Raw genomic sequence first — 24,391 nt, 5'->3', positions numbered from 1 at the left:
CCACCATGACCGGAACCGTCGTCACTCCTCCGAGTGAGCGCGCGGTGCGCGAGACCGCACCCGGAGAGGCTCCCGCGCCACACCGCTCCGGGCGCCGCCGCATCGCACTGCCGTACCTGCTGCTCCTGCCCGCCCTGCTCCTCGAACTCCTCGTCCACCTCCTACCGATGCTCATGGGCGTCACCATGAGCTTCAGGGAGCTCACCCAGTTCTCCATCCGGAACTGGTCCGAGGCCCCCTGGACCGGATTCGACAACTTCGCCGTCGCGATCGACTTCGACGCGCCCGTCGGCCAGGCGCTCCTGAAGTCCTTCCTGACGACATGCCTGTTCACCGTCCTGTCCGTGGGGCTGTGCTGGCTTCTCGGCACGGCCGCCGCGATCTTCCTCCAGGAGGACTTCCGGGGCCGGGGCTTCCTGCGGACCCTGTTCCTCGTGCCGTACGCGCTGCCCGTCTACGCCGCCGTCATCACCTGGGCGTTCATGTTCCAGCGGGACAACGGCATCATCAACTACGTCCTGCACGACCAGCTCGGCATCGGCGACAGCCCCGCCTTCTGGCTCATCGGCGACAACAGCTTCTGGGCCCTGCTGATCGTCTCCGTCTGGAAGGGATGGCCCTTCGCCTTCCTCACCGTCATGGCCGGACTGCAGAACGTCCCCCGGGACATGTACGAGGCCGCCGCTCTCGACGGCGCCGGCGTGTGGAAGCAGATCCGGCACATCACCCTGCCGTCGTTGCGCTCCGTCAACCAGGTCCTCGTCCTGGTCCTGTTCCTGTGGACGTTCAACGACTTCAACACGCCGTTCGTGCTCTTCGGCAAGGCGGCACCCGAAGCCGCCGACCTGATCTCGCTCCACATCTACCAGTCGTCCTTCCAGACGTGGAACTTCGGCACCGGCTCGGCCATGTCCGTGCTGCTCCTGCTCTTCCTCCTCGTCGTCACGGGCGTCTACCTCCTGCTCACCACCCGGGGAAGGAAACCCTCCGATGTCTGAGCACGCAGCGCGCCGCACAGTCCCGCGTTCTCCCACGGCGGCGCCCCGCTCGTTCCTCCGGACCCGGCGGATCTTCCTCACCCTGCTCACCGCCTTCGTGGTGCTGCCGGTGTACGTGATGATCTCCAGCTCCCTCAAACCCCTCGAGGACGTCTCGGGCGCGTTCGAGTGGATCCCCTCCGAGATCACGCTGCGCCCGTACGCCGACATCTGGCAGACGGTCCCGCTCGCCGACTACTTCCTGAACTCGGTCGTCGTCGCGAGCGCCGCGACGGTCCTCTCGGTAGCCGTCGCGATCTTCGCCGCCTACGCCGTCAGCCGCTACACCTTCCGCGGCAAACGCGTCTTCTCGGTGACGGTCCTCTCGACGCAGATGTTTCCCGGCATCCTCTTCCTGCTGCCGCTGTTCCTCATCTACGTCAACATCGGCAACGCGACCGGCATCGCGCTCTTCGGCTCGCGCGAGGGGCTGATCCTCACCTATCTGACCTTCTCGCTGCCGTTCTCCATCTGGATGCTGACCGGCTACTTCGACTCGATCCCGCGCGAACTCGACGAAGCCGCCAAGGTCGACGGCTGCGGGCCGGTCCGCGCGCTGTTCCGCGTCATCGTGCCGGCGGCGTCCCCGGGCATCATCGCCGTCGCCGTCTACGCCTTCATGACCGCCTGGGGCGAGGTCCTCTTCGCCTCCGTCATGACCGACGACACCACGCGCACCCTGGCCGTCGGCCTCCAGGGGTACGCCACCCAGAACGACGTCTACTGGAACCAGGTGATGGCCGCCTCCCTCGTGGTGAGCGTCCCCGTCGTCATCGGCTTCCTCCTCCTCCAGCGCCATCTCGTCGCCGGCCTCACCGCTGGTGCGGTCAAGTGACGCCCCTGGCCCGTCGACCATGAAGAGGTTTCCTGTGTCCGAATCCACCGACCTCCGCGCCTCGCTCGACCTGGAGGCCTTCCCCCCGGACTTCGCCTGGGGCACGGCGACCTCCGCGTACCAGATCGAGGGCGCCATCGCCGAGGACGGCCGCGCCCCCTCCATCTGGGACGTCTTCTCCCACACTCCCGGGAAGACCGACAACGGCGACCACGGTGACATCGCCTGCGACCATTACCACCGCTGGCCCGAGGACATCGCCCTCGCGAAGGACCTGGGCACCGACGCCTACCGGCTCTCCATCGCCTGGCCGCGCGTCGTCCCCGGCGGCGACGGACCGGTCAACAAGGCCGGCCTCGACTTCTACGACCGGCTCGTCGACGGCCTCCTCGACGCCGGGCTGGCGCCTTCCGTCACCCTCTACCACTGGGACCTGCCGCAGGCCCTCCAGGACCGCGTCCAGCACAGCCGCGGCGGCTGGACCGAGCGGGCCACCGCCGAGCACTTCGCCGCGTACGCCTCCGTCGTCGCCGAGCGCCTCGGCGACCGGGTCGCCCAGTGGACCACCCTCAACGAGCCGCTCTGCTCGGCCTGGATCGGCCACCTCGAAGGCCGGATGGCGCCGGGGATCACCGACCTCACGGCCGCCGTCCGCGCGTCCTACCACTTGCTCCTCGGCCACGGCCTCGCCTCCCAGGCCCTTCGCGCCGCCGCGCCCGGAGCCCAGGTCGGCCTGGTCACCAACCACTCGACCGTCACGCCCGCCTCCACGCGGCCCGAGGACCTCGCTGCCGCGGCTCGCGCGGACGGCCACACCAACCGCTGGTGGCTCGACCCCGTCTACGGCCGAGGCTTCCCCACCGACATGCGAGAGCTGTACGGGGTCGAGCTGCCCGAGCGGGCCGGGGACGCGGAGACCATCGCCGCCCCGCTCGACTGGCACGGCCTCAACTACTACTTCCCGGTCACCGTTGCCGACGACCCCACCGGACCCGTCCCGCACGCCCGCGAGGTCCGCCTGCCCGACGTGCCCCGCACCGGTATGGACTGGCAGATCGATGCCGGCGGCCTGGAGTCGTTCCTGCTGCGGCTCACCGAGGACTACGGCGTACGCAGGCTGTACGTCACCGAGAACGGCTCGGCCTTCCCGGACACCGTGGACCCCGACGGCACCGTCCACGACCCCGAGCGGACCGGCTACCTGGAGCAGCACCTGGCGGCCTGTGCCCGCGCCGTCCGCAGGGGCGCCCCGCTCGCCGGCTACTACGCGTGGTCCCTGCTCGACAACTTCGAATGGGCCTACGGCTACGACAAGCGTTTCGGCCTCGTCCACGTCGACTATGCCACCCAGCGCAGGACCGTGAAGACGAGCGGCCGCCGGTACGCGGACATCATCCGCGCCCACCGCGGGACGACCGGCGGCTGACGGGTTCGTCGCCCGTCCGCGCGCCGCGCCGCGCGGGTGGGTCAGGCCAGGAAGTGGGCCGGTACGGCCGCCGAGAGCAGGAGGCCCGCGGCCGCCATCACCTTGGCGGGGGCCGGCCCCCGGCGCGGGTCCGCGCCGAGGGCCAGGAGGAGCTGGAGCACCGAAGGGAGGAAGACGAACATCCCGGCCATGGCACCCGCCAAGGACCAGAACAGCAGCACCGGGGCCAGGCAGCCGATGAGGACGGCGAAGCCGGCCGGCCGGGCGTGGAGCAGCAGCGGGAGGCCGGTCACCACCGAGGTCAGGACGGCGAGGGGCAGGTCGACGAACCCCTCGGCGGCGGCCACGGCCAGTGGCGGCAGGGGGGTGAGCGCCGCGAGCACGACGAGCCCGAACTGCCATGGATGAATGCTGTCCCGCGTCGTGCCCGGCATGACCCCGCCCCCCGGTTCCGGTGACTTGAACATGTTCAACTTACCTCAGGGCGGCGGGGGTCCGGCCGCCGGGGCCGGAGCCGCGTACAGGACGAGGTTCTCGTCGTACTGCCCGGCCTCGGGGTCGTAGTCACCCGCGCAGGTGAGCAGGGCCAGCCGCGCGGGACCGGCCGCCGAGAAGAGGTCGTCGGGGAGGTGGGCGCGCGGATAGGTGCGGCGCGCCGTCACCCGGTACGCGTGCACCCTGCCGTCGGCCGAGTTCACCTGCACGCGGGTGCCCACGCCCACGTCGTGGAGCGCCTCGAACGAGCCGGGGCCCGCCGGGGTGTCGAGGTGCCCGGCCAGCAGGACCGTTCCCCGTGGCGCGCCGGGCGCCGCGCCCAGCGCCCACCAGCCGGCGCTGCCGCCGTCCTCGGGGAGGTCGAGGTCGCCCTCGCGGGTGGCGGCCACGGCCGCGACCGTGACGTGCAGCCGGTGCGGCCCGCTGACGGCCAGGGCGACCGGTGGCGAGGGCGGCGGCGCCGCCCGGCCCGGATCCTCCGTCCGCAGGGCGGCGGGCAGGGCCCCCTCGTCCCGCACGGGGCGGGAGTCGAGGAGGGTCCAGCCCGTCGCCATCAGCACCCCGCCGGCCACGACCGCCGCGGCGGCGCAGGCCTGGTGGAGTCGAGCCACGTCCGGTCAGCTCCCGCCGGCCACCCGGCGGCGCCCGCGCAGGGCCCACCATCCGGCGCCGGCCGTGAGCAGCAGGCCGCTCGCCAGGGTCGCCCCGGCGAGGGCGTCACGGTCGTTCGCCGCGGCCGCGACGTGGCCGCCGGAGCCCGCGCCGACGGTCTTCGGCGCCTTCGCCGCGTGACAGGTGCCGGCCCGCACCATGTCGAGGTGCATGGCCACGACCGGCCGGGCCGAGCGGGCGGCGGCGAAGACCTCGCTGTTCCGGCCCTCCTCCAGCTCCCGGTCGATCAGCGCGAGGGTCTTGGTGTGGGCGACCTCTTGGTCGGCCAGCCAGGCGGCGTCGTAGGCGGACGTGCCCGCCTTCGCGCGGACCGCCGCCAGCTTCCGCTCGTCCTCCGGAGCCGGGCCCGGGGGCAGGGACACGCCCAGCTTCGCCGAAAGCGCCGTGGTGGCCGCGTCGAGCTTCCGGTGGTCGCGCACGAGCGCGGCGCCGACCGCCTTCACACACTCCGTGGTCGCGTTCTTCTGTGCGTCCTGGCCCGCGGCGATCTCGGCCAGGTTGCCCTGGTGCGCCGCCTTGAGGAACGTCCTGTCGTGCTCGCCGACCTCGGCCGCCAGGGCCTGCGGCGCCGCGAGAAGGGTGGCGGCGGCTATGAGCGCGGTGGTGGACGACATGACACTGATCCGCATGGGGTTCTTCCTTTCACCCGGGGGAGCCTCCCTCGGGCACGACGTACGGGCGCCTCGATAGCACCTGCGTACGAGACTTCCCCGCACGACACTCCGGAGCGTCACCGTGTCGCCGTAGTTCGCTACAACGGGTGAGGGACGGCTCCCGCCGGTGAGGCGTGACGGCCGCCCCGGCCCGCTGGTCGCCCGGCCGTCGGCCGCCGGCCCGGCCCGGCTCCCGGTGGCCCCGGCCGTGCGGCCGATCGGCCGCATCGCCTCCCGGTCCGGTCCGGCACGGAGTGGTGCCGGACCGTGGCCGGGCTCGTCTCAGAGACCGTTGGTGAAGACCAGCCGGTTGGGCGAGGTCGGGCTGAGGGACCGGAGGACGTCCTTGGTGGAACTCCGGTCGAGCCAGGCGGCGACATCGGCGCTCGAGGAGCTGGGGTTGGCGGCCAGGTAGAGGGCGGCGACGCCCGCGACGTGCGGCGCGGCCATCGAGGTGCCGCTCAGCGCCACGCTGCCGCCGCCCAGCTTGGCGGACTCGATGTCCTGACCGGGGGCGTAGAGCGACAGACACGGACCCCAGTTGGAGAAGGAGGTCTCCTCGTCGTTCCGGTTCGTGGCGCCGACCGTGAAGGCACCGGCGGCGCTCGCCGGGGAGACCCCGCAGGCGTCGGCGGCGCTGTTGCCCGCGGCGGCCACGGGCAGGACACCGCCGGCGTACAGGGCGTCGGCGGCGTCGTTCACCGCCGCGGACCGCTGGCCGCCGAGGGAGGCGTTGACGACGGCGGGCTTCACGGCGTTCTTCGCGATCCAGTCCATCCCCGCGATGATCCCGGCCCAGTCGCCCCTGCCGTCGCATCCCAGCACCCGGACGCTGACCAGGGTGGCCTTGCGGGCGACGCCGTACGTGCTACCGCCGATCGTGCCCGCCACGTGCGTGCCGTGGCCCTGGCAGTCCGCCCCCGCCCGGCCGTCGCCCATCGCGTCGAACCCGAAGGACGCCCGGCCGCCGAACTCCGTGTGCCGGTAGTCGATCCCCGTGTCGAGCACGTACGCCCGCACCCCGGCGCCGTTGCCGGACGTGGTGAAGTCACCGTCCAGCGGCAGGGTCCGCTGGTCGATCCGGTCCAGGCCCCAGGTCTCGGCCGGCGCCAGCCCACGGCCGCCCACGCCGTCCGCCACGACCTGGGCGTTCTGCTCCACGGCCGCGACCAGCGGGGACTTCCGTACGAAGTCGAGCTGCGCGTCGGTCAGGGTCGCCGCGAACCCGGAGAGCGCGGTTCCGTAGGTGAACCGGGGCTTGTTCATGAGCGGGATCCGCGACACGAACGCCGACGAGTCCGCGCCCTCCTTCAGCGTGACGATGTAGCTGTCCGGGATCGGGACACCGGCGGTCCGCGTCACCGGAACGGGCACCCGCCGTTCTTCCTGGGCGGAGGCGCCGGGCAGGGCCACCACGGGGGTGAGGACGAGAGGGACGGCGAGGGCCGCGCAGCGCGCGATCAAGCGCATGGAGTGCTCCATCGGTGAGTCGGTTTCCTGGGCGGACGGGGGAGCGGTACCGGCCGGAGCCGCTCCCCGCGTCCCCGCACCGTTTCGGCATTTCCGGCCCGCCGCTGCACCCCCGACCGGCCACCCGGCCCACACGCCGCCGACGACGGATCCGCAGGTCAGATCCCTCGACAGGCTCGCGGCGCGCACCCGCAGAAAGGATTAATCACCACCACGCCAAGCCCTGGCCGCCTTCTGCGTATCGGTGGCCGGATTTCACCCGTAGGTTCGACGCCCGGACGCGCCGTTCGCTCGGACGGGGGAGGGGAGGCGCCGGCACGGTGCGTGGGCGGAGGCGCACCCGCCCGTCGTGCGCCCGGCGGGCACGGCCGGATGCGCCACCGGCGTCGGGCGGCCGGGTGCGTACCGGCGTCGAACTGCTCGCCGCCCGCCCTGCCCGTCACGACCGGTTCAGTCACCGCCCGGTCGTTCCAGCCGGGTGACCTCGGCGCCGGCCCGGTCCGCCGCCTCCCGGGCCCGGGTGACAGCCCGGTCCGCCGCCTCCACCGCGCCGTCGGCCGCCGTCATGGCCTCCCGGGCCCGCCGTGCCGCTTCCCGCGCGTCCGCGAGTTCGCGCTCCAGCCGCTCGACGAGCCCGGCCGTCTCCTCCGCCTTCGCGGCCGCCGCGTGCCGCCGCTCCCGGGCCTCGTCGCGCTCCCGCTCCCGGCGCGTGACGACCGCCACCGCCTCCCCGGCCGTCGCACGGGCACGCTCCAGCGCCCGCAGGCGCTCCGCCGCCCGGCGCCGCTCGGCGCCCTTCTCCGGCTCGGGCTTCGGCCGTGACCGCCGCCCGGTGCCCTTCTCGGGCTCTGGCTTCGGCTCCGGCGCCGACCGGGGCGGCAGGGCGTCCGGGGTGACGACGCCGAAGCCGACCGCCGCCTCCGGCACCTTCGCCAGCCGTCCCCGGGACCACTGCGCGGCGACCTCCGGGCGGGCGAGCACGGCGTGCAGGGTCTGCTCGATCTCGGCCAGGACCGTGTCGCTCACCGATTGCCCCGCCTCGCCCGCCAGCTCCGCGGCCGTCCGGGCGAGCGCGGTGACCAGCCGGTGCTGCTGACGGCTCGCCGTGCGCAGCTGCGCGCCGTCGAGCGAGCGGTGCGCCTCGCGCAGCATCTCCCCGAGACGCAGGAGCTCCCCGGCCTGATCCGGCTGCCGGCGGGCCAGCAGGTTCGCCGCCCAGGCCGCGAGCGCCGGACGCCGCAGGGCCGCGATGACCTTCGCCGCCGCCGGGTCCTTCGCCCGGCGCGCCTCGGCCGCGTACCTGTCGCGCGCCGCCGTGAACTCGCCCGGCGTCAGCCCGTACAGCTCGTCCGTGACCTCCTCGACGTCCACCCGTCCACCCTGCTCCGGTCCACCGGGGCCCACCGGCCCGCTTCCGCCAGGTGCCCGCCGGCATCACCCCCGCCGTGACGGGCCCGCCGGCGAGGGCCCGTCACGGCGCGGAGACCGACCGGATCCGTCGGACGCGTACGAGGCGACGCGAGCCCGGCAAGATCCGAAAGACAGGCCCTAGCGGTCCCCGTCGCCCATCGTGCGGCGGATCGCGTCCCGCGCGCGGTCCATCACGGCCGCCACCGGTCCGACGGCGAGGTTCGCGGCGGCGCTCTCCACACCCGGATGCGGGTGCGTCGGCGCTGTCGCCTCCGCCGCCCGGACCGCCTTGGCCATCAGGGCGAGCCGGGCCGGTGAGGTGGTGCGCCGCAGCAGCGCGAACTCGTACCGTTCCTCCGACCGCGCGTGCACGAGGACCGCGTTGCGCAGGGACAGCAGCGCCGGCACGAAGGCCGGGTCGGACACGTCCATGTCCTCCAGGGCGGACAGCTTCTCCTTCGCCGCCTTCTCCTCGGCGAGGCGGTCGTCCACCACCTCACCGCCGCCGTCGAAGGCGGTACGGGCATGGGGGTGCACGACCTCCTCCTCGGCCGTCTCGTGCACCGCGAGCAGGTGCACCAGGCGCCGGAAGGCCTCGGCACGCGCCTCACCCTCGGCGGCGCGGACCTCGTCGAAGAGGGTGTGGATCTCGCCGTGCTGCCGCATCAGCAGAGCCACCACGTCGTCCCCGGCCGCGGGGTCGCCCGTCTGGGCCTGCTCGTCCACGGCCTCGTTCTTCGCGGCCCCCATCAGGCACGCTCGGAGGCGACGGGGTGGGGACCTTCGGTCTCCAGCCGGTAGTCCCGGCCGAACATCTCCTGGTGCTGGTCCATGACGCGGTCGCTGGGCGGGCGCTCGCCGTCGTTCAGCCGCCGCTGCATCTCCTCGAACCGCTCGTGCGCCTCACGCACGTATCCGGCGCCGAGCGTCGTGAGGTCGATCTGCGTGGCCAGCAGCTCGCGCAGATAGGCCTTGTTCGGCTCGAACGTCAGCACGTTCGGCAGCTGCGGCGCGACCACCTCCTCCGGTTCGCGCCCGTCGTACCGGCGCATGAGGTCACAGGCGATCCGCAGGTGCTCCAGCTCCATGTTCAGGTGCAGTTCCCACAGCGCCTTCACCTTCGGGTGGCTCTCCTGCTCCATGAAGGAGTAGTAGAGGTAGCACTCGTTGTACTCGTGGTTGACCAGCTGCTCCCACCACGTCTCGCCCGGGTCGACGAGCGACTCGTAGTGGGTGACGTGCTCCTCCTCGATGAGCCCGATCTCCTGGTAGAGCTGCCGGGCGATCGGCTCCATGTAGGTCGGCCCGGTGTTCATGTAGAAGTTCATCGTCTGCTGCTCGGCCGACATGACCGTCAGCGCGTGCAGCTTCGACAGCGGATCGACCCGGGTCCTGTCGTACGGGTCGCGCACGTTGTCGTACGGATGGCGGTGGTGCATCCGCGTCGGACGGCCCGGCATGACCTCCGTGAGGCCGTCGACGATCGACTCCGCCTTGCGGTGCTCGATCATCTCGTACAGGTTCGCGTACCGGTACAGGTGGTCGAAGTCCTCCAGGACACCGAACTCGTACGCCTGCCGGAGGTACGGGTCCGGCTCCATCCGGGCGATCCACGCGGTCAGGTCCACCGCCACCTGCTCGTACGCGATCGTCGTCTCCAGGACCGAGGAGACTCCCGGCAGCAGCCAGTTGACCGCCTTCTGCTGCTGCGCCTCGACGTATCGGACCTCCGCCAGACTCCGCTTGATCTCCGGGTCGGCGGTGTGCCGTGCGAGCTGGTGGCTGAAGAGGACGGCCTCGACCTCGATGCCGTTCATGGTGATGACGCGGCAGCGGGTGTACGGGTCCGTGGCGTCCGGGTCGATCGGCGCGACGTTCAGCTCGCGCCAGCTGCGTACCTGCTTGTCCAGGGGGATGCCCCGTTGTTCCAAGGGGTTGAAGGTCATGCGGCACCGGCTTTCGGGAGAAGGGGCGTCGGTGTGCTCCTCGCACGCGTGCCCCCGGCCGCGCCGTCCATCCGCGGCGCGCGGGGGTCTCACCTCAACGGACCCCGCTTTCCACACCACTGCCCGCGGGCGCTCCGCCGGCCGGGGGGAGGGGGCCACCGCGCGTGGAGACGGGCGCAGTGGGTACCCGCCATGAACCGCGTCACCCCCACGGGGGACACGACCACCACGAGGAGCTGAGGGCCATGGTGATCCACATCGAGCGGGGGCTGAGGCCGCGCGTCTCGGACCCGTCCCACGTCCTGCGTCAGGGAGTGCACGACCAGATCCTGGGCCTGCTGATGTTCGCGGTCGGGGTGCTGCTCCTGGTCATGCCGATGATCACGGAGACCGGCCCCAAGGACGCGCAGATGAACGAGCTGCTGGTCGGGCTCGTCGTCGCGTTCACCGCCGGTTGGCGCGTCTACCGGGGCGCGGGGCCGTGGTCCGACGCCGTGATCGGCCTCGCGGGCGTCTGGCTGATCGTCTCGCCCTTCGTCCTTGACCTCCAGAACACGGCGGTCCACACGGCCGACCGCGTGCTCGCCTTCGTGACCGGCGGCGTCCTGGTCGCCCTGAGCCTGCTGTCCCTGCTCGTCTGGCGGCTCGACCGCAAGCGCACCGGCCGCTCGTAGGCACCGGGCCGTCGGCCCCCGCCGGCCGCGACGGCGAGCGCCCCCTCCCGGAGGACCGGGAGGGGGCGCCGTGCGCGGAGCGGTCAGGAGGACGGCGGGTACGGGGCGTACTTCAGGCGCCGGGCCAGGTGGGCGGTGTTCGCGGCGAGGGTGCGGGTGGCTCGGGCGGTGGCCTCGGGGACCTTGTCGAGATCCTGGTAGTCCGTGCCCTGCATCGCCTCGCCCACCCAGTACGTGACGGCGTTCGCGGCCAGGGTGAAGCCCACGTCGTTCAGGCCCTGGAAGAGGTCGGCGCTGACCTTGTGGGCGCCGTCCTCGTTGCCGACCACGCAGACCGCGGCGACCTTGCCGAACGTGAGCAGCCGGCCCTCGTCGTCGGTCTCGGAGAGCTCGGCGTCCAGGCGTTCGAGGACCCGCTGGGCGATGCTGGAGGGGTGGCCGAGCCAGATGGGGGTCGCGAGGACCAGGATGTCGGCGCCCATGACGGTGTCCCGGATCTCTGGCCAGGCGTCGCCCTCACCCATGTCGATCTGTACGCCGGGCCGCACGTCGTGGTCGGCGATCCGGATGGTCTTCCCGGTGACCCCGTGCTCACTGAGCGCGGCCATGGTCTGTTCGGCGAGCAGCTGCGAACTGGAGGGGGCCGGGGAGGGGGAGAGCGTGCAGACGAGCGCTACGGCCCGGAGGGGCGTGGTGTCGGTGGGTTCCATGGTGTCCCGGATACCCCTGGTTCGGCGTGGCATCCCGGGTCTCTTCCACCCGAACCGGGTTATCTCACACCCTGTGGGCTTGCTCCGGCGCCCCGGCGTACTGCCATGCTTCGGGTATGGCGGATGTGACGCAGGAGAACGACGACTTCTTGGCGCGGGCGAGCGCACGGCTGCGTGGCGGCTGCGCTCGCGCCGGGGAGGGCCTGCCCGGCGCGGAGGTGGAGCAGGCCAAGGGCGTTCTCATGGCGTTGACCGGCGCCTCGGCCGAGGCCGCCGAAGCGGAGCTCGTACGGCGCGCGCTGCGCGACGGCCGCTCCCTGACCGACGAGGCCAGGACGCTCCTGGCGGGCCTGCGCCCCCACGTGGCCGCCCCGGGGGCCGGGCCGGAGGTCCCGGACGTGCTGCCGCCCGTCCTCGGCACGGTCCCCGACTCCCTCGGGACGACGGCCATCACCTCGTGGGTGGCCCCGGAAGCCCTCCAAGGGGCGGCCGCGGAGGAGCCGGCGGCGGCACCGGGCGGGGAAACCGGGGAGGCGGCCGGGGTGGACGGAGCCACCGTGCGCCTGTTCGACGCCCTCCCCGGAATGGTGGTTCTTCTCACCCCGGTGCGTGGCCCAGGCGGCGAGGTGGCCGATCTCCGCATGGACGCCGCCTCGCCCGACGCCGTCGACATCTTCGGCGTCTCGGGGCGCGACCTGATCGGCCGGCGGCTCCTGGAGCACTACCCGCACCTGCGCGGGAGCGAGCTGTGGGACGGCTACCTGACCGCGCTCGTGACCTCCACGGTCTGGAGAGGGGAGCCGTTCGAGCAGGAGGAGACCATCGACGGGGTCCGGCGCCTCTCGCGGCTCTCGGTGCGCGCCGCCCCCTGGCGCGGACGGCTGGTCGTCTCCTGGGTGCGGCTGAACGCCGACGAGCGCGACCAGCGGCGGCTCGCGGTCATGCAGCGGCTGGGCAACCTCGGCTGGGCCGACTGGGACGTGGCCGCCGACACCGCCACCTGGTCCGAGCAGGCCTACGCGATCCTCGAGCGTGACCCCGCGGACGGGCCCGTGACGCTCGCGAGGCTGCCCGGCCTCGTCGGGGCCGATGCCGCCGCGGCCCTGGAGGAGGACGTACGGCGCCTGCTCGCCGAGGGCACGCCCGTCGACCGGACCTGCCGTCTCACCGTCCCGTCCGGCATCCGGTACGTGCGGCTCGTCGCGGAGTCGGAGCGAGCCGCCGACGGCAGCCCGATCGAGGTGCGTGGCTTCCTGCAGGACGTCACGGCCGCCAAGCGGGCCGAACAGGAGATCCTCGCGCACGAGCGCAACGCCCACCTGCAGCTCGGCCGGCTGCGCGCCGAGCGCGCGCTGGCGGCCCGGCTGCAGGAGGCGCTGCTGCCCATCGCGCAGGAGACCCGCGCCCTGTCCGGGCTCCAGGTCGACGTCGCGTACCGGCCCGCCGAGCAGGGCCTGAACGTGAGCGGGGACTGGTACAGCGCGGTCGAGCTGCCCGACGGCAGCGCGCTCCTGGTCGTCGGGGACGTCGGCGGCCACGGCCTGGACTCGGTCGCCACCATGGCCCAGCTCCGCTTCACCGCGAAGGGCATGGCCGTCACCGGCACGCCGCTGCCCGACATCCTCGCCCGGCTCAACACGGTCCTGCTGCACGCGGCGGACGGCCACATCAACACCGCCACCATGATCATGGCCCGCTACCGGCCCGACACCCGCCGCCTCTCCTGGGTGCAGGCCGGGCACCTGCCCCCGCTCATGATCCATGACGGCCTCCCCCTCATCCTCGACCGGCCCGCGGGCGTCCTCCTGGGGGCGACCCCCGACCCCGTCTACACCGAGGCGGTCGTCACCCTCGATCCCGGTGACGAGCTGGTCCTCTACACCGACGGCCTCATCGAGAAGCCGGGCGAGTCCCTCGACGACGGCTTCGCCCGTCTCACCGCCACCGCGGCGGCCACACCTCCCGGCGTGAACCTCCTCGACCACCTGCTCGCCCGGCTCGACGCCCCAGGCGGCCGGCGCGACGACATCTGCGCCCTGCACATCCTGGCCGGCTCCTGACCGGACGGCGCCTTTCCGCGCCGGCAGGTTTCGCGGCGCGGGGCCCGGTCATACGGACCTTCCCGGAAGTGACGATCACTCGGAAAGGAGCCGTCATGGCGGCCGACGAGAAGACGCGAGCCAAGGGCGAGAAGATCAAGGGCGCGGTCAAGGAGGAGACCGGACGCGCGCTCGGCAACGAACGGCTCACCGCGGAGGGCCGCGCCGAACAGGCCCGCGGGGACGCCCGGGAGGCCAAGGAGAAGACCAAGGACATCTTCAAGCACTGAGCCGCCCGACCGGCACCCCCGCGGTCCCGCCCCTCCCGTAAGGGGCGGGACCGGCGTCGTACGGGGCACCTTCCGGCGACGGGAGTCGTACGGGAAGCGGGGCCCCCGCGGCGGGGGGAGCGCACCGCGCGGGACGCGGCGCCGGGACGGTGCCACGGGCGTACACAGGCGGGGAAGCGTCGACGAGCAGGGGAGGGGCTCCGGTGACAACGGCCCACGACAACAGGGGAGCGCCGAGGCGCGGCTCCGCGGCGATGGCGCGGGACGTGGTGCTGGCGGTCGGGCTCGTCGGAATATGCGGCGGCGGCCTGGCCCTCTTCCTCCGGACCGCCGACGTGGCAGGCGCCCGGGGGACCGGCTGGGGACTGCCGCTCGCCATCGTCGCGGTGCTCCTCGTGGGAGTGGTGATGGCCCGCTGGAGCGTGGCCCCCTCCCGCCGCCGCCCCCTGCGCGCCGGGCCCCCGGCGCCGCCCGCCGACCTCCCGGAGGTCGGCGCCGACGCCCTCGACCACGCGGAGGCGGATCCCGACGGTTTCGAGCACACGGTCGCCGCGCTCTGCGTACGCGACGGCTGCGCCACCGTGGAGGTGGTCGGCGGCGCGGGCGACCTGGGGGCCGACGTCGTGGCGACGACCGCGGACGGACGGCGCGTGGTCCTGCAGTGCAAGCACTACGCGGAGGACCACCGCGTCGGATCCCAGGACCTGCAGAGGTTCGGCGGCACCTGCTTCACCGTCCACGAGGCCGACGTGGCGGTCCTCGTCACCACCAGCTCCTTCACCGCCCCCGCCCTCGACTACGCCGCCACCTGCGGGATCGTCTGCGTCGACGGCGACGCGCTCGCCGCCTGGACGGAATCGTCCGCGCCCCCGCCGTGGGAGACGTACGCCCGCACCGGCGCGGACGCGGCCGGCGACCCGGAGGCCGACCCCCGCTAGGGGGGCGTCTCGCCGATCTTGCCGGGCTCGCGTCTCCCCACACCTGCGCCCGGGAGGTGCTCCCCAGCAGGCATCCTCTCCCCCCGGCGGCCCTTGGGGCACGGGGGGCACCCCCACGGCGAGGGCACGCACCGGACGCCGGCGCCGCCCCGCGGGCGGACGCCGCTAGTCCCCGGACGCGGTACGTCCCGGCACCGGGGGAAGGCTGCGCGGTCCCGCGCAGCGGGCGCCCGCCTCCTCCACGCGGCGGCGCAGTTCCCGGTCGGCCGTGACGACCAGACACGGTCGTCCCCGCGCCTCGCGGGCCAGCTCCGCGATCAGGTCGTCGCCGCTGCCGGGCGCCTCCTCGACGCGTACCCCCGGCACCGAGGCGACCCCCCGGGCACGGCCCTCCACCACCAGGACGATCTCGTACGGGCCGGGATACGGTCCGTCGACGGGCCCGCCGGTCGCGGCGAGGCGGTCGCGCAGCCGCTCGGCGGCCCCGCGCCGGTCGCGCCACCAGCCGTCCGGCACCGATCCCACGACGTTGGCCCCGTCCACGACGAGCAGCGGACGGGGTCGCGTCTCCTCAGGGCTCATGCCCCCAGCATGTCAGCCCGGCCGTCGCCCGCGGACGGGGCCGGTCACCGTGTCTCGCGGAACCGGAGCAGATAGGCCGCCGTCACGGCCACGGCGCGGTCCTCGTCCCGTGCGAGCTCCACGAGGACGTCCGAGGCGATGGCGCCGGGGATGTCCGCCAGCGCCTGGGTGAGCCGTACGCGGGCCGGCGCCGGTGTGGCCTCGTCGGACAGGCGGGAGAGGAGCCCGCCGGCGATCCGGTCGGCCGCGGCCGTGTCGGCGGCGAGGACGCTCAGGGCGTCGGCCGCGTCGGTGTCCCTCATGCCCGCCACGATCATGTCGAGGAGCTCCGGCAGCGCGGCGGCCGTCCCCCGGGCCCCGAGGGCCAGGGCGGCGTGCCCGCGGACCACGGCGTCGGGATGCCCGAGGGCGTCGCGCAGGCGGTCGGCCGCGCCGTCCCCGGGCAGGGCGGCCAGTGACAGGACGGCGCGCTCCCGCACGGCGGCGACCGGCGAGTCCAGCCCCTCCGCGAGCAGGGCCGTCCCGCCGTCGCCCGCGCGGGCCAGCGCCCAGCGCAACGCCCCGGCGACATTCGGATCGGTCTCCGCCAGAACCGCCTCGACCAGGGCCTCCACGGGCACCGGCACCTCGTCGACGGAGGCGAGGGCGGCCCGCTGCCGGGCGTCGGGGCTGTGCGACCGCAGGGCCTGGAGGAACGCGACGGCCTGCAGGACGTCGTCCCAGGCGGCGGGCTCCGCCGCACCGATCCGGCGCAGCCGTGTGAGCAGCTCGGTCTCCGCCGCGACGCGTTCGCGCGTCTGCCGGACGAGGTCCTCGACCAGCGCCGAGGGCGCGAAGCCGGGGTCGTCCAGGGCGCGGCCGACCTCCCGCAGCGACAGCCCCAGTGACCGCAGGCTCTCGATGTGGAAGATCCGCCGGATGTCCTCGTCGGCGTACTCCCGGTAGTTGGTGCCCGTCCGGCCCGAGGGCCGGACCAGTCCGAGCGATTCGTAGTGCCGGAGCATGCGGGCGCTGACCCCGGACCTTCGCGCCACCTCACCGATCAACACGTCCTATCCTCCTTCTCCGCCGGCCCCGCCCAGGGCCACGACGCGCTTCGCCTCCTCGATGGCGAAGGCGAATCCGGTGTCCGGGTCGCGCAGCAGCCGCTCGGTGGCGAGCGCGTGGGCCCGGGCGGCGGGACCGGCCCCCGCCGACGCGGCGCGCAGCACCGGCACCACGCCCTCGCCCAGCCCCACCAGGGCCCGGCTCAGACTCAGCTGCGTCTCCTGACCTCCGCGCCCGAGCTGCGTGGCCAGTGTCCCCGCGAGACCGGCCTCCTCCCCTTCCGGTACGAGGACGACGGCGGCCCGCCACGCGCTCCGGGCGACGTCCTCGTCACCGTCGCACAGCAGCGCCCGCGTGATCGCCGGCCAGGCCCGCCCGTCCCCGATCTTCGACAGGGTGTGCAGCGCCTGGCTCCGTGCCTGCGTCCGCTCCGACCGCAGCTCGCGCAGCAGCGCGGGGAGCGTCAGCGCCACCGGGTGGCGGGTCAGCGCCCAGGTCAGCATGTCGCGGACATAGAACTCGGTCTCCACCGCGCACCGTTCGACCAGCGGGCCGATGAACCGGTCCTCCGGCTCCGTCCCCACCGCCATCGCCGCCCGCAGCCGCACGGACGAACGGCCGTCCTCCAGGCCTCGCAGGGCGTCCTGGCTCGTCATGGTCATCGGGACCACCTCCTTGGCACGCAGTGAAGGGCTTGTCACCGTGTCAAGGTCAAGCCGCGGGTGCCTCACGGGGCGGGGGGAGGGGGCGGGGCGGCCGGTCAGAAGGTGCTGGGGGGCAGCGGAAGGGGCAGGCCGGGCAGGCCGTCGATGCTCCGGGCGATGTGTTCCTTCTTGGCGAAGTACGCGCTCAGCGAGGCGTCGTCCTCGCGCGCGAAACGCCTGCCGTGCAGGTCGCGGTCCTCGTCGTACGTCATGAAAGGCACGCCGTAGCCGCAGGAGTCGCGGACGAGTTCGGCCGTCACCACGATGATCGCCCGCAGTCCGTGCAGGCTCGGGTCGATGTCCGGGAAATGCGCGAGGAGCTCGGGGAAGCGCGGGTCGTCGCGGAAGACGGGCTCACCCCGGCCGTGCACGCGGACGATGTTCGGCGGCCCCTGGAAGGCGCACCACATCACCGTGATCCGGCCGTTCTCCCGCAGGTGGGCGACGGTCTCGGCGGTGCTGCCGGCGAAGTCGAGATAGGCGATCCGCTGCTCGTCGAGCACCGCGAAGGATCCCTTGAGGCCCTTGGGGGAGAGGTTGACCGTGCCGTCACCGGCCAGCGGGGCGGTCGCCGTGAAGAAGATCGGCTGCTGCTCGATGAAGGCGCGCAGACGTCCGTCGATGCGTTCGTAAGTCTTTCCCATGTCTAAGGATGATGCAAGGGAAATCTTCGCCTGTCTAACGACATCCGGCGTGCGCGACGGCCCGGAACGCGGACCGGGGCCCGCACCGGTGTGGTGCGGGCCCCGGTCGGGGTGCCTGGAGATCAGGCGGGGAGGATGTTCTCCGCCTGCGGGCCCTTCTGGCCCTGCGTGACGTCGAACGAGACCCGCTGGCCCTCCTGGAGCTCACGGAAGCCCTGGGTGGCGATGTTCGAGTAGTGGGCGAAGACGTCCGGGCCGCCGCCGTCCTGCTCGATGAAGCCGAAGCCCTTTTCCGAGTTGAACCACTTCACGGTTCCCTGTGCCATGACTTTCTCCTTCTGTAGGCAGAGGCCCCATCCGGAGATGCCGGAAACTAAAGAATGCGCCTGCGGAACTGCATTCCGGTCAGGCGCACACAGGTTCATGGGTACCAAAACTGCAACTCCCGTAACCGTAGCACACCCCGGCCGCTTCCGTTCACCGAGGGGAGCTCCGCGTGTCGCCAGAGTGACGGCGGCGCCGTCAGGCGGCGGCCTGCGGGCCGTCGGACGCGCCGGCGGTGCCGCGGGTGCGCCGGTCGAAGGTGAGGACGCCCGTGAGGCCGATCCTCAGGAGGGCGCGCAGCTCGACGTGGAGGGGCACCTTCGCGTCGGCGCTGCGGGTCCAGCGGTAGAGAAGGCCCAGATAGGCGTCCCGCAGCATGTTGCCGGCCATGGCCGGGTCGATGTCGCGGGCGACCTCGCCGCGGGCCTGTCCGGCCGAGATGACCTTGGTGAAGACGTGGCCCGCGTAGTCCGGCTCCTCCAGAAGGGGCTGGCCGGACTTCACCCACGCGGTCAGCATCACGCGCGTGAGGTCGTGTTCGGCCTCGTTGAACTCGGACAGGGCCGCCATGCAGCGCTCCAGCTGGACGGTGACGTCGTCGTCCTCACGGGCGAGCGAGTGCTCCATGAAGGCGCGCAGCTTGTCCCGGCGCTGCTCCGCCCACGTGGTGACGAGGTCTTCCTTGCGCTGGAAGTGGTTGAAGAAGGTCCCTCGCGCGACGTCGGCCCGCTCCGTGATCTGGTCGATCGTGGTGCGTTCGTATCCTTGCTCCGCGAAGAGCTCCAGCGCCGAGGTGTACAGGCGGTCGTGCACGTGCTGCCTGTTCCGTTCTCTTCTGCTGGGCGGACGCGTCTGCTGGGATTCCTCAACCGTCATCGGCTCTCTCTTTCTCTCGGCCCCCGTCGAGACGTCTCCCGTGAACTCTCCGGTACGGGCGGGGCCCGTCCGGCGCGTCGGCCGTCGCGCCGGACGGGCCCTCCACGGGTCCCCGTGTTTGTACCATAGTCCATCAATGGATCGTGGTGCTAGAAGGGGGTGCGGGGAGCGGCCGCGCCCCGCGGGGGAGTCGCGGCCGCTCCGGACGAGGGTCAGCCGATGTCGGCGGCGATACTGGCCGCGCTCTCGTCCCCGAGCAGGCGGCTGGCGGGGATCTCCACCCCCAGGTCCTGCCGCAGGGTGTTCTTCAACTGGATGGCCATGAGCGAGTCCAGACCCAGGTCGCGCAGCGGGCGCCGCGGGTCCACCCGGTCCACCGTCGTGCCGAGCACCCGCGCCGTGTGGATGAAGAGACGGTTCACCGACGGCGCCCCGGCCTCCTCCGGCCCCTCGGGGTCCGGCCCCTGCGGCCGGCCGGCCGATTCCGGGACCGTGACCGGCGCCTGCGACGGCACCTGATCGCGCGGGGCCGACGCGCGCAGCAGGCGGACGCCACGGAAGTCGGCCAGCACGCGTCCTTCCGGCGAGGTGAGCAGGAGGTCGCAGCGGGCCCGGTCCGCGCCGGCGCCGCCGGTGAAGCGCGCCGTGCTCCAGAACTCCCCGTCCGGCTCCCCGGCCAGCAGGACGCTGTCGAAGGAGAGCGGCAGGTACGCGTCCCCCGCGCCCTCGGGGCCGGGCCAGGCACCGGCCATCACCAGCAGCCCCGCCTCCAGGGCCCCGCCCGGGCAGGACGCCGGCATCCGCAGACGGGCCACCGCCTCGCCCCCGCCGCGCCACAGCTGCTCCACCGCGCGCAGCTCGGGCGCCACCGTGTACCCCCGGGCCCCGACCTCGCGGTAGAAGTCCCCGCCCGGTACGTACGTGCCGCAGCGGGCCAGTGCTCCGTCCCGCGGCCCCGGCCCGGGTTCGTACGACGGTACGGCCCCGGTCCGCGCCGTGCCCGTCACGCACGGCACCGCCCCGCCGGTCCGGCCGGAGAGCGCCTCGACGGTGAAGCGCACCTCCCCCCACTCGGCGGCCTGTTCGAGACGGATCCGGAGACTGGTGTCCCCGGCGTCGGCGAGGTCCGGCAGCGCCGCCCCCAGCCGGACGTCCCGCAGCAGCACCGCCGCCTCGCCCGTGAGGTCCCGTACCGCCTCGGCCACCGCGTGGAGGTGCACGGCGGGCGGGACGGGGGAGAGCCCGCGGACCGACACGCCCCTGCCCAGCCGCTCGACGCCCAGGCGGGAGAGGCGGACCCGGCGTTCGGAGAGGACCGGCCCGGCCGCCCCGGGCGCCGCCGGTACGGGGGAGGGCCCCCCGTCGGTGCCGTGGTCCGGCTCCGGACGGAACTCCTCGGTGTCCCACGGGTACCGCGGCAGCGGCACCCGGGCCGCGCCGCCCGCGCCGTACCAGCGCGTCCAGTCGACCCGTACCCCCAGGCAGAACGCCCGGCCGGCGGCACGGACGGACGCCCGCCACTCCGCGTGCCCCCGGGTCAGCGTGGACACGGCCTTCGGCGGGGCGCCGAGCGCCCGCTGCGTGTCCGCGACCGCCTGGGTCAGCAGCGGATGCGGGCTGACCTCCACGAACACCGCGTCGTGCTCCTGCGCGATCCGGCGGACGGAATCGGCGAAGCGCACCGGCCGGCGCAGGTTGTCCACCCAGTACCCGGCGTCGAGTTCCCCGTCCCCCACCGGCGCGCACCGGACGGTGGAGACCATCGCCGTGCGCGGCGCGGCCGGCCGCACCCCGGCGAGCCGTTCGAGGAGGTCGTCACGGATCTCGTCCATGACGGGGGAGTGCGAGGCGACATTGACCTTGACCGTACGGCAGAGGACGCCGCGCCCCTCCAGCTCGCGGGCGATCCCGTCGAGCACCGCCACGTCGCCCGCCAGCACCGTGGCGCACGGCGAGTTCTCCACCGCCACGCACACCTCGTCCCCGTGTCCGGCGAGGAGGTCGTGCGCCTCGGCGGGCGAGAGCTCCGTCGCGAGCATCGCGCCCCGCCCGGCGAGGCGCTGCATCAGGGTGCTGCGCCGGCAGATCACCCGGGCCGCGTCCCGTACGGACAGGGCGCCGGCCACGCACGCCGCCGCGGCCTCGCCCATGCTGTGGCCGACACACAGGTCCGGCTCGACGCCCAGGGCCCGCCAGTGGGCGGCCAGCGCGACCTGCACGGCCCACAGGACCGGCTGCACGACGTCGACGGCGTCGGGCAGTTCCGCCTCCTCGTCCAGGAGCCGGTCCACGACCGACCAGCCGAGTTCCTCGCGCACCGCCGCGTCGCACTCCAGCAGGGCCGCGCGGAACGCCTCGGAGGTCGCCAGGAGTTCCTGCCCCATGCCGTGCCACTGGGAGCCCTGCCCGGGGAAGACGAAGGCCGCGGGGCGCGGGCCGGTGAAGCCCGCCTCCTCCGTCCCGCCGTCGGGGGTCGCCCCGCCCGCCGCCAGGACGCGCAGCACGCCCGCCAGTTCGTCGTGGGAGCCACCCACGGCCCAGAGGCGGAAGGGCAGCGCGTCCCGGCCGGTCGCCGCCGAGCGGCACAGCTCCCGCAGGTCGTGACCGCGTCCCGTGCCGCCCGGTTCCAGGTGGGCGGCGTACCGGGCGGCCAGACGGCGCAGGGCCCGGGGGGAGCGGGCGCTCAGCACCAGCAGATGCGGGCGGGCCGCACCGGCCGGGGCGGGCACGCGGGCCCCGGGCGCCGTGGTCGGGGCCGGCGGGCGCGCTTCCCGGGTGGGAACGGAGGTCTCGGCGGGGGCCGGAGCGGCCTCGGCCGGTGCGGGTGCTCCCGGCGCCGGAGCGGAGGCGTCCGGGGAGGCCGTGGTCGCGGCCCGCGCCCCCGGCGCGTCCGGGTCGGGGACGTAGGTGCCGATCACCGCGTGCGCGTTGGTGCCCGACAGGCCGAAGGAGCTCACCCCGAGCACCGCGCGCCCGCCCCGGCGGGGCAGCGGGGTGTTGCGGTCCACCACCCGGACCGGGCTGTCCGGATCGGTGAGGGCGCTCCGGGGGGACGTCAGGTGCAGCGAGGCCGGGACGAGGCCGTGCCGGGCGACCAGGACCGCCTTGATGAAACCGGCGATGCCCGCCGCGGCCTCCGCGTGACCGATGTTGGTCTTCACGGAACCGACGAGCACCGGCTCCCGCTCGGACTCGCCGTCGTCGCCCAGCGCCTCGGCCAGCGCCCGCAGTTCCACGCCGTCGCCGACGGTCGTGCCCGTGCCGTGCGCCTCCACGTACTCCACCTGCGCCGCAGTCACACCGGCGCTGCGCCAGGCCGCCCGCAGCATGGCCGCCTGCCCGGACACCGCGGGCTGGAGCAGCAGTCCGCTGCCGTCGCCGTCGTTGGTGACCGCGCTCCCGAGCAGCAGGGCGTGCACGGGGTCGCCGTCGGCGAGGGCGTCGGGGAGCCGCTTGAGGAGGACCGCGCCCACGCCCTCGCTGCGGACGAAACCGTCCGCCGAGTCGTCGCCGAACTTGCAGCGGCCGTCCGGCGCGAGCATCCGGCCCTGGGAGTAGGCGATGGCGTCCGTGGGGGCGAGGATCGCGTTGACGCCGGCGGCGACGGCGAGGTCGCACTCCCCGGTCAGCAGGCTTTGGCGCGCGGTGTGCACGGCGACCAGCGAGGAGGAACAGGCCGTGTCGAGGACGAGGCTGGGGCCGCGCAGGTCGAAGGCGTGCGAGACGCGTCCGGCGGTGACGGCGCGGAGCCGGCTGCCCGCCATCGCGCGGACGTCCGCGGAGGCCGAGGGCCCGGCCGTGTCCCCGTAGTCGGCGGTCGCCTGGCCGACGAAGACGCCGGTGGTGCTGCCGCGCAGCGAGGACGGGGGGACGCCGGCGTCCTCCAGGGTCTCCCACACGACCTGGAGGAGGAGGCGCTGCTGCGGGTCCATGGCCCGGGCCTCGCGCGGCGAGATGCCGAAGAAGGCGGCGTCGAAGCCGAACAGGTCCTCCAGGAAGCCGCCGTGACGGGAGATCAGCTTGCCCGGGGTCGCGGGTTCGGCGTCGTACCAGGCGGAGACGTCGAATCTGTCCCGGGGGACCTCCGCGACGGCGTCGGTGTTGTCCACCAGCAGTCTCCAGTAGTCCTCCACCCCAGCTGCCGAGGGGAACCTGCACCCCATGCCGATGATCGCGATCGGGTCAACCGTGTTCACTCGAAGGCCTTCCTGACGGTCCAGCGGTCCAAAACTATACCCAAGGGCAACTTTGTTCTGGAGTCTTTCATGTGACGACCTGATGAGCGGAGTGTTACGCCGGAGTGAGCGGCGTATCGAGGCCACTTGACCGGCTTTTGGGGCGTCCTTGACCTGCTCTGTTACCTCGCCGGCGAGGGCGCGCCAGGCATCCGTCATGGCCTCCAGTCAACTGTTGAACTCAAGTCCATGTTTGTGCTTCAGTGAGCGAGCCGAGAGGCGGCCCCGCGGATCCCGCGCCGGTTCGCCGCCCTTCGTCCGCCCTGCGCGTGGCCCCGTCCCGCGCCACCCCCCCACCCCCTCCATCCCCCACCCCCTCCATCCCCCACCCCCTCCATCCCCCACCCCACCACGAGGAGCAGGCATGCTGAACACCAGGAAGCTCGGCCGTCAGGGCCTGGAGGTCTCCGAACTCGGCCTCGGCTGCATGGGCATGAGCCAGTGGTACGGCGCCACGGACGACCGCGAGTCGATCGCCACCGTCCACCGGGCCCTCGACCTCGGTTACACCCTCTTCGACACGGCCGAGGCCTACGGTCCCTACGACAACGAGGTCCTTCTCGGCCGTGCCCTCGCCGGCCGCCGCGAACGGGCCGTCATCGCCACCAAGTTCGGTTTCCCCATGAAGCTGAAGGACGGCACCACGGCCGAGGCCGACAGCCGGCCCGCGCACATCGTGGAGGTCGTCGAAGCCTCCCTGCGGCGCCTCGGGACCGACTACATCGACGTGCTCTACCAGCACCGGGTCGACCCCAAGGTGCCGATCGAGGACGTCGTCGGCACCATGGCGGAGCTCGTCCGGCAGGGCAAGGTCCGTCACATCGGCCTCTGCGAGGCCGGTGAGAACACCATCCGGCGCGCCCACGCCGTCCACCCGCTCTCCGTCGTCCAGAGCGAGTTCTCCGTCTGGGAGCGGAACCTGGAGGACGGCATCCTGCCCCTGCTGCGCGAACTCGGCATCGGCCTCGTCGGCTTCTGCCCGCTCGGCCGCGGCTTCCTCACCGGCGGGGTGCGCCGCGCCGAGGAGTACCCCGAGGACGACTTCCGCCACCACGACCCCCGCCTGCAGGGTGCCAACTACGACCAGAACATGGTGATCGCCGCCCGGGTCAGGGAGGTCGCCGAGCGCCACGGACTCACCCCCGCCCAGCTGGCCATCGCCTGGGCGCTCCACCAGGGCGACGACATCGTGCCGATCCCCGGCACCAAGCGGCGCGCCTACCTTGAGGAGAACACGCGCGCCGCCACGGTCACCCTCGACGCCGCCACCCTCGCCGAACTCGACGGCGCCGTCCGCGCCGGCACCGTCGCGGGCCCCCGCTACAACGAGCGAATGATGGCGTACATCGACCGCTGATCCTCCGCCTCCCGCAGCAGCAACCCG

At 73.5% G+C, this 24,391-nt stretch carries 23 protein-coding genes; 8 read left to right on the top strand and 15 right to left on the bottom strand.

Annotated features, from left to right (window positions below; translation table 11 throughout):
• Positions 1 to 5: 5 nt before the first annotated feature.
• The 3 genes from ABTY40_RS05615 to ABTY40_RS05605 are packed head-to-tail and all read left to right on the top strand — an operon-like array spanning position 6 to position 3,298.
• On the top strand, positions 6 to 998 hold the full coding sequence (locus tag ABTY40_RS05615; protein ID WP_352058316.1) for a carbohydrate ABC transporter permease: 993 nt from the start codon (positions 6 to 8) through the stop codon (positions 996 to 998).
• Positions 991 to 1,872, top strand: coding sequence for a carbohydrate ABC transporter permease (locus tag ABTY40_RS05610; RefSeq protein WP_352058315.1), 882 nt, complete (start codon positions 991 to 993; stop codon positions 1,870 to 1,872). The genes ABTY40_RS05615 and ABTY40_RS05610 overlap by 8 nt, the downstream gene beginning before the upstream one ends.
• Before the next feature lie 19 nt (positions 1,873 to 1,891).
• Positions 1,892 to 3,298: a GH1 family beta-glucosidase gene (locus ABTY40_RS05605; RefSeq protein ID WP_502990496.1), complete on the top strand. Its 1,407-nt coding sequence runs from the start codon at positions 1,892 to 1,894 to the stop codon at positions 3,296 to 3,298.
• A gap of 41 nt (positions 3,299 to 3,339) precedes the next feature.
• Here the strand turns inward: ABTY40_RS05605 and ABTY40_RS05600 are convergent, their stop codons facing one another.
• The 7 genes from ABTY40_RS05600 to ABTY40_RS05570 form a co-directional block, all read right to left on the bottom strand.
• On the bottom strand, positions 3,340 to 3,765 hold the full coding sequence (locus tag ABTY40_RS05600; RefSeq protein ID WP_352058313.1) for a hypothetical protein: 426 nt from the start codon (positions 3,763 to 3,765) through the stop codon (positions 3,340 to 3,342).
• A gap of 12 nt (positions 3,766 to 3,777) precedes the next feature.
• Positions 3,778 to 4,404 (bottom strand): class F sortase, encoded by a 627-nt coding sequence (locus ABTY40_RS05595; protein ID WP_352058312.1) that lies wholly within the window; start codon positions 4,402 to 4,404, stop codon positions 3,778 to 3,780.
• Between the two features lie 6 nt (positions 4,405 to 4,410).
• Positions 4,411 to 5,094, bottom strand: coding sequence for a DUF4142 domain-containing protein (locus tag ABTY40_RS05590; protein WP_352058311.1), 684 nt, complete (start codon positions 5,092 to 5,094; stop codon positions 4,411 to 4,413).
• A 306-nt stretch (positions 5,095 to 5,400) separates the two neighbouring features.
• Complete coding sequence (locus ABTY40_RS05585; RefSeq protein ID WP_352058310.1) at positions 5,401 to 6,588, bottom strand: S8 family peptidase; 1,188 nt, start codon at positions 6,586 to 6,588, stop codon at positions 5,401 to 5,403.
• A 450-nt stretch (positions 6,589 to 7,038) separates the two neighbouring features.
• Entirely contained in the window at positions 7,039 to 7,959 is a 921-nt protein-coding gene (locus ABTY40_RS05580) for a hypothetical protein (protein WP_352058309.1), read from the bottom strand.
• Positions 7,960 to 8,136: 177 nt separating this feature from the next.
• Positions 8,137 to 8,748 (bottom strand): hemerythrin domain-containing protein, encoded by a 612-nt coding sequence (locus ABTY40_RS05575; RefSeq protein ID WP_352058308.1) that lies wholly within the window; start codon positions 8,746 to 8,748, stop codon positions 8,137 to 8,139.
• Positions 8,748 to 9,944, bottom strand: a complete 1,197-nt coding sequence (locus ABTY40_RS05570) for a hypothetical protein (protein ID WP_352058307.1) — start codon at positions 9,942 to 9,944, stop codon at positions 8,748 to 8,750. The genes ABTY40_RS05575 and ABTY40_RS05570 overlap by 1 nt, the downstream gene beginning before the upstream one ends.
• Before the next feature lie 245 nt (positions 9,945 to 10,189).
• Here ABTY40_RS05570 and ABTY40_RS05565 point away from each other — a divergent pair, with 245 nt between their 5' ends.
• On the top strand, positions 10,190 to 10,618 hold the full coding sequence (locus ABTY40_RS05565) for an SPW repeat domain-containing protein (RefSeq protein WP_352058306.1): 429 nt from the start codon (positions 10,190 to 10,192) through the stop codon (positions 10,616 to 10,618).
• An 83-nt stretch (positions 10,619 to 10,701) separates the two neighbouring features.
• Here ABTY40_RS05565 and ABTY40_RS05560 read toward each other — a convergent pair whose 3' ends face one another.
• Positions 10,702 to 11,328 carry a flavodoxin family protein gene (locus ABTY40_RS05560; RefSeq protein WP_352058305.1) on the bottom strand — a complete coding sequence of 209 codons (627 nt, stop codon included), beginning with the start codon at positions 11,326 to 11,328 and terminating at the stop codon, positions 10,702 to 10,704.
• A gap of 116 nt (positions 11,329 to 11,444) precedes the next feature.
• Here ABTY40_RS05560 and ABTY40_RS05555 point away from each other — a divergent pair, with 116 nt between their 5' ends.
• The 3 genes from ABTY40_RS05555 to ABTY40_RS05545 all read left to right on the top strand — a co-directional run bounded on the left by ABTY40_RS05555 (position 11,445) and on the right by ABTY40_RS05545 (position 14,595).
• Positions 11,445 to 13,388 (top strand): SpoIIE family protein phosphatase, encoded by a 1,944-nt coding sequence (locus ABTY40_RS05555; RefSeq protein ID WP_352058304.1) that lies wholly within the window; start codon positions 11,445 to 11,447, stop codon positions 13,386 to 13,388.
• Positions 13,389 to 13,483: 95 nt separating this feature from the next.
• The gene (locus tag ABTY40_RS05550) at positions 13,484 to 13,657 is read left to right on the top strand and encodes a CsbD family protein (protein ID WP_309055296.1); all 174 of its coding nucleotides are present in this window, start codon (positions 13,484 to 13,486) and stop codon (positions 13,655 to 13,657) included.
• A 254-nt stretch (positions 13,658 to 13,911) separates the two neighbouring features.
• Positions 13,912 to 14,595: a restriction endonuclease gene (locus ABTY40_RS05545; RefSeq protein WP_502990503.1), complete on the top strand. Its 684-nt coding sequence runs from the start codon at positions 13,912 to 13,914 to the stop codon at positions 14,593 to 14,595.
• Positions 14,596 to 14,760: 165 nt separating this feature from the next.
• Here ABTY40_RS05545 and ABTY40_RS05540 read toward each other — a convergent pair whose 3' ends face one another.
• The 7 genes from ABTY40_RS05540 to ABTY40_RS05510 form a co-directional block, all read right to left on the bottom strand.
• Entirely contained in the window at positions 14,761 to 15,177 is a 417-nt protein-coding gene (locus ABTY40_RS05540; RefSeq protein WP_352058302.1) for a PIN domain-containing protein, read from the bottom strand.
• 44 nt (positions 15,178 to 15,221) lie between these two features.
• Positions 15,222 to 16,226 carry a MerR family transcriptional regulator gene (locus tag ABTY40_RS05535; RefSeq protein WP_352058301.1) on the bottom strand — a complete coding sequence of 335 codons (1,005 nt, stop codon included), beginning with the start codon at positions 16,224 to 16,226 and terminating at the stop codon, positions 15,222 to 15,224.
• Positions 16,227 to 16,229: 3 nt separating this feature from the next.
• Positions 16,230 to 16,886 carry a HEAT repeat domain-containing protein gene (locus tag ABTY40_RS05530; RefSeq protein ID WP_352058300.1) on the bottom strand — a complete coding sequence of 219 codons (657 nt, stop codon included), beginning with the start codon at positions 16,884 to 16,886 and terminating at the stop codon, positions 16,230 to 16,232.
• A gap of 98 nt (positions 16,887 to 16,984) precedes the next feature.
• Complete coding sequence (locus ABTY40_RS05525; protein WP_352058299.1) at positions 16,985 to 17,572, bottom strand: pyridoxamine 5'-phosphate oxidase family protein; 588 nt, start codon at positions 17,570 to 17,572, stop codon at positions 16,985 to 16,987.
• A gap of 122 nt (positions 17,573 to 17,694) precedes the next feature.
• Positions 17,695 to 17,898 carry a cold-shock protein gene (locus tag ABTY40_RS05520; protein ID WP_345286621.1) on the bottom strand — a complete coding sequence of 68 codons (204 nt, stop codon included), beginning with the start codon at positions 17,896 to 17,898 and terminating at the stop codon, positions 17,695 to 17,697.
• A 196-nt stretch (positions 17,899 to 18,094) separates the two neighbouring features.
• Positions 18,095 to 18,709, bottom strand: coding sequence for a TetR/AcrR family transcriptional regulator (locus tag ABTY40_RS05515; RefSeq protein WP_352058298.1), 615 nt, complete (start codon positions 18,707 to 18,709; stop codon positions 18,095 to 18,097).
• Positions 18,710 to 18,984: 275 nt separating this feature from the next.
• Positions 18,985 to 22,968 carry a type I polyketide synthase gene (locus ABTY40_RS05510; RefSeq protein WP_352058297.1) on the bottom strand — a complete coding sequence of 1,328 codons (3,984 nt, stop codon included), beginning with the start codon at positions 22,966 to 22,968 and terminating at the stop codon, positions 18,985 to 18,987.
• Between the two features lie 403 nt (positions 22,969 to 23,371).
• On the opposite strand from ABTY40_RS05510, the gene ABTY40_RS05505 reads away from it, so the two are divergent.
• Positions 23,372 to 24,364 (top strand): aldo/keto reductase, encoded by a 993-nt coding sequence (locus ABTY40_RS05505; RefSeq protein WP_352058296.1) that lies wholly within the window; start codon positions 23,372 to 23,374, stop codon positions 24,362 to 24,364.
• Positions 24,365 to 24,391: the final 27 nt, after the last annotated feature.

The sequence above is a fragment of the Streptomyces sp. NPDC126503 genome, assembly GCF_040302405.1.
GTDB lineage: Bacteria > Actinomycetota > Actinomycetes > Streptomycetales > Streptomycetaceae > Streptomyces > Streptomyces gulbargensis.
Note: the sequence above shows the minus strand (reverse complement) of the source record. Positions and strands in the feature narration are given on the sequence as shown.

Excerpts from the sequence above, each read along its gene's own strand:
- ABTY40_RS05615 (WP_352058316.1), top strand. The coding sequence starts at position 6 with ATGACCGGAACCGTCGTCACTCCTCCGAGTGAGCGCGCGGTGCGCGAG.
- ABTY40_RS05610 (WP_352058315.1), top strand. The coding sequence starts at position 991 with ATGTCTGAGCACGCAGCGCGCCGCACAGTCCCGCGTTCTCCCACGGCG.
- ABTY40_RS05605 (WP_502990496.1), top strand. The coding sequence starts at position 1,892 with ATGAAGAGGTTTCCTGTGTCCGAATCCACCGACCTCCGCGCCTCGCTC.
- ABTY40_RS05600 (WP_352058313.1), bottom strand. The coding sequence starts at position 3,765 with ATGTTCAAGTCACCGGAACCGGGGGGCGGGGTCATGCCGGGCACGACG.
- ABTY40_RS05590 (WP_352058311.1), bottom strand. The coding sequence starts at position 5,094 with ATGCGGATCAGTGTCATGTCGTCCACCACCGCGCTCATAGCCGCCGCC.
- ABTY40_RS05585 (WP_352058310.1), bottom strand. The coding sequence starts at position 6,588 with ATGCGCTTGATCGCGCGCTGCGCGGCCCTCGCCGTCCCTCTCGTCCTC.
- ABTY40_RS05575 (WP_352058308.1), bottom strand. The coding sequence starts at position 8,748 with ATGGGGGCCGCGAAGAACGAGGCCGTGGACGAGCAGGCCCAGACGGGC.
- ABTY40_RS05570 (WP_352058307.1), bottom strand. The coding sequence starts at position 9,944 with ATGACCTTCAACCCCTTGGAACAACGGGGCATCCCCCTGGACAAGCAG.
- ABTY40_RS05565 (WP_352058306.1), top strand. The coding sequence starts at position 10,190 with ATGGTGATCCACATCGAGCGGGGGCTGAGGCCGCGCGTCTCGGACCCG.
- ABTY40_RS05560 (WP_352058305.1), bottom strand. The coding sequence starts at position 11,328 with ATGGAACCCACCGACACCACGCCCCTCCGGGCCGTAGCGCTCGTCTGC.
- ABTY40_RS05555 (WP_352058304.1), top strand. The coding sequence starts at position 11,445 with ATGGCGGATGTGACGCAGGAGAACGACGACTTCTTGGCGCGGGCGAGC.
- ABTY40_RS05550 (WP_309055296.1), top strand. The coding sequence starts at position 13,484 with ATGGCGGCCGACGAGAAGACGCGAGCCAAGGGCGAGAAGATCAAGGGC.
- ABTY40_RS05545 (WP_502990503.1), top strand. The coding sequence starts at position 13,912 with ATGGCGCGGGACGTGGTGCTGGCGGTCGGGCTCGTCGGAATATGCGGC.
- ABTY40_RS05540 (WP_352058302.1), bottom strand. The coding sequence starts at position 15,177 with ATGAGCCCTGAGGAGACGCGACCCCGTCCGCTGCTCGTCGTGGACGGG.
- ABTY40_RS05530 (WP_352058300.1), bottom strand. The coding sequence starts at position 16,886 with ATGACCATGACGAGCCAGGACGCCCTGCGAGGCCTGGAGGACGGCCGT.
- ABTY40_RS05525 (WP_352058299.1), bottom strand. The coding sequence starts at position 17,572 with ATGGGAAAGACTTACGAACGCATCGACGGACGTCTGCGCGCCTTCATC.
- ABTY40_RS05520 (WP_345286621.1), bottom strand. The coding sequence starts at position 17,898 with ATGGCACAGGGAACCGTGAAGTGGTTCAACTCGGAAAAGGGCTTCGGC.
- ABTY40_RS05505 (WP_352058296.1), top strand. The coding sequence starts at position 23,372 with ATGCTGAACACCAGGAAGCTCGGCCGTCAGGGCCTGGAGGTCTCCGAA.